Annotated in this window: 4 protein-coding genes and 1 pseudogene; 3 read left to right on the top strand and 2 right to left on the bottom strand. The window is 36.7% G+C overall.

The window, feature by feature from the left end:
* The 3 genes and pseudogenes from F928_RS10245 to F928_RS10235 all read left to right on the top strand — a co-directional run.
* Positions 1 to 547 (top strand): annotated as a pseudogene (locus F928_RS10245) (plasmid mobilization protein); the annotation flags it as partial.
* Positions 548 to 586: 39 nt separating this feature from the next.
* The gene (locus tag F928_RS10240; protein WP_005074588.1) at positions 587 to 928 is read left to right on the top strand and encodes a hypothetical protein; all 342 of its coding nucleotides are present in this window, start codon (positions 587 to 589) and stop codon (positions 926 to 928) included.
* 11 nt (positions 929 to 939) lie between these two features.
* Positions 940 to 1,161 carry a hypothetical protein gene (locus F928_RS10235; protein WP_005074586.1) on the top strand — a complete coding sequence of 74 codons (222 nt, stop codon included), beginning with the start codon at positions 940 to 942 and terminating at the stop codon, positions 1,159 to 1,161.
* A 32-nt stretch (positions 1,162 to 1,193) separates the two neighbouring features.
* Here the strand turns inward: F928_RS10235 and F928_RS10230 are convergent, their stop codons facing one another.
* The gene (locus F928_RS10230) at positions 1,194 to 1,475 is read right to left on the bottom strand and encodes a hypothetical protein (RefSeq protein WP_005074585.1); all 282 of its coding nucleotides are present in this window, start codon (positions 1,473 to 1,475) and stop codon (positions 1,194 to 1,196) included.
* A 50-nt stretch (positions 1,476 to 1,525) separates the two neighbouring features.
* A partial coding sequence (locus F928_RS22460; protein WP_005074583.1) for a hypothetical protein occupies positions 1,526 to 2,019 on the bottom strand: 494 nt, incomplete at its 5' end.

Raw genomic sequence — 2,019 nt, 5'->3', positions numbered from 1 at the left:
GAGTGAGCTGACAGGTGAAGATCAACCGCATTTGCATCTGATGTATTCTGAACGGAGTCTGGCCGATGAGATTGAACGACCACCAGAGCAGTTTTTTAAGCAGTATCGTCCAAAGAATCCCACTAAGGGTGGCGCACAGAAATTAACGGCTGATGCGTTGGGCTTTGGCCGTGATCAGGTGAAAGCCTTTCGAGAAAAAACCGAGCAGCTGATTAATCAGGCTTTGGAAATTCATGCACCGATGAAGACCGTAATTCTGGAGGGTATGGAGATTGTTGTTCCGAATCGAGTGAGTCATTTGTCCAATCAGGAATTTAATCAGAAGTACGGAACGCAATTGCAGGATGTTCCGCAGATCTACCGATGGAAGTTGAAAAGTGCAGATCCAATGATTCAGCTTGAAGTTGAGGCACAGAAGCACACCATTCAACAGATTCGACAATTTAACAAGCTCCAGATCTATCAAAAGGAGTACAACCAAGCCTTAGCGCAGCGTAAAAATCAAGACTTGGATCGTGATGACGGTTATACGCCATCATGGTTCTAGGGATATTGTGAGGTTTTAAATCCAACTTTTGGAGGTCGTATGAAGACTGGAAAACAAATTCTTGAGGGTTTATTTGACGATCAACGTGCTGCTGCACATGATCCCCATCATCCAGTGAATGATCAGCTACGGGCCAGTTTACTGTGGAAGAAGCATTTACTTGAGTTGATTCAGATCCCACGGCATCAACTGAAATCAGATGATAGCTATGTTTTGGTGTCTGATATTCCTGAGTATTTTAAGGCACAGTTTGAGCAATATTTTTTAGGTCAGAACCTATCGCAGCATGTGGATCATCCTGATGAATCACGACTGGATAGCAAACGTTTGGACAGTTTTATTGTCTATCTGAAAGATCATCCAAGTTATAAATTACAGTAGAGTGGCCAAGTATGAAAAAGAACGTAGATGCAGAGCGTATTCGTGCTGCTTTTAAGGCAACGCAAGGGATTGTGGAGCATTCATTTGAGCAGCATGTGATTGATGCCAGTCAAGCGGATGTAAATGCGATGATTGAACGGATTGCGTCTGGGGAGTCGAGTTTTGAGGAGGAAGATGCGGTTTTAATGATGAAGTGGAGAGCCATGAAAGCTTTACAAAATAAGGGTTCATAGCTACTTTTAGATTTAAATACGTTAAAGGTATTTTAGTAATTCTTATGTTGTCTAAAGTCAAAGATACATTTGGCTACATCACCTAAGTAATTGACACATGGTGTTATATCATCCCAATAGCCTTGAACCCAAGAGCCAAAGAAAAAACCTAGAATAATCATTAAAATAGATATAAACCAAACTTTTTCTTTGATCATTGTATCTTCATTTTTAACCCATGCTACAATTTTTCTGGTTCCTATATTTCCAAAGTAAAATACAAGAAACAGTAAAGCACCAATAAATGAAAAAATACCAATTCCAAATGTGAACATAAGATCCTCTTTTTTAATGAATACGTTTATTTATTAGTTAGAAATTGGTCTTAATTTACTGTTGTAAAAAAAGAATCCTTAAGCTCAAGCATGCCTGCTAATGCTAAAGTAGGTATACAGAATAAAATAAAGCCTAAAGTAATAAAGCCTAATCCATAAGAAATGCCCAAATTGCTAAAGCTAAGTAAAACACCTAAAGTAAAAAATATTGAAGATGCTATAAACATAAAGCTGAAAACAGTAGATAGAGCAGGTTCAAAATTAAGAATGAAATTCTTAAGCCAATTGGGTGTTATAATTTTTATTTTGAAATTTTTATCCATTATAACAATAAAAAACAAAGGGATAGTATATATACCAGAAAGCCATACCAGTATGTTTATGTAAGTATGATTGTTAGGTAAAAGGCTAGATATCATATTATTAAAGTTAATTAATTCATGACTTTCATTATTAACAACTGCAAATATATCAAGACCTAAAGCAAAACTAAAAGGAATAACTCCTAAAAGGATAGTTGTTATAACACCTTGTTTTGTAGCTT

It is taken from the genome of Acinetobacter pittii ATCC 19004 = CIP 70.29 (assembly GCF_000369045.1).
Classification (GTDB): Bacteria; Pseudomonadota; Gammaproteobacteria; order Pseudomonadales; family Moraxellaceae; genus Acinetobacter; species Acinetobacter pittii.
The sequence above is the reverse complement of the archived record's forward strand: the minus strand, read 5'-3'. Positions and strand labels throughout refer to the sequence as shown.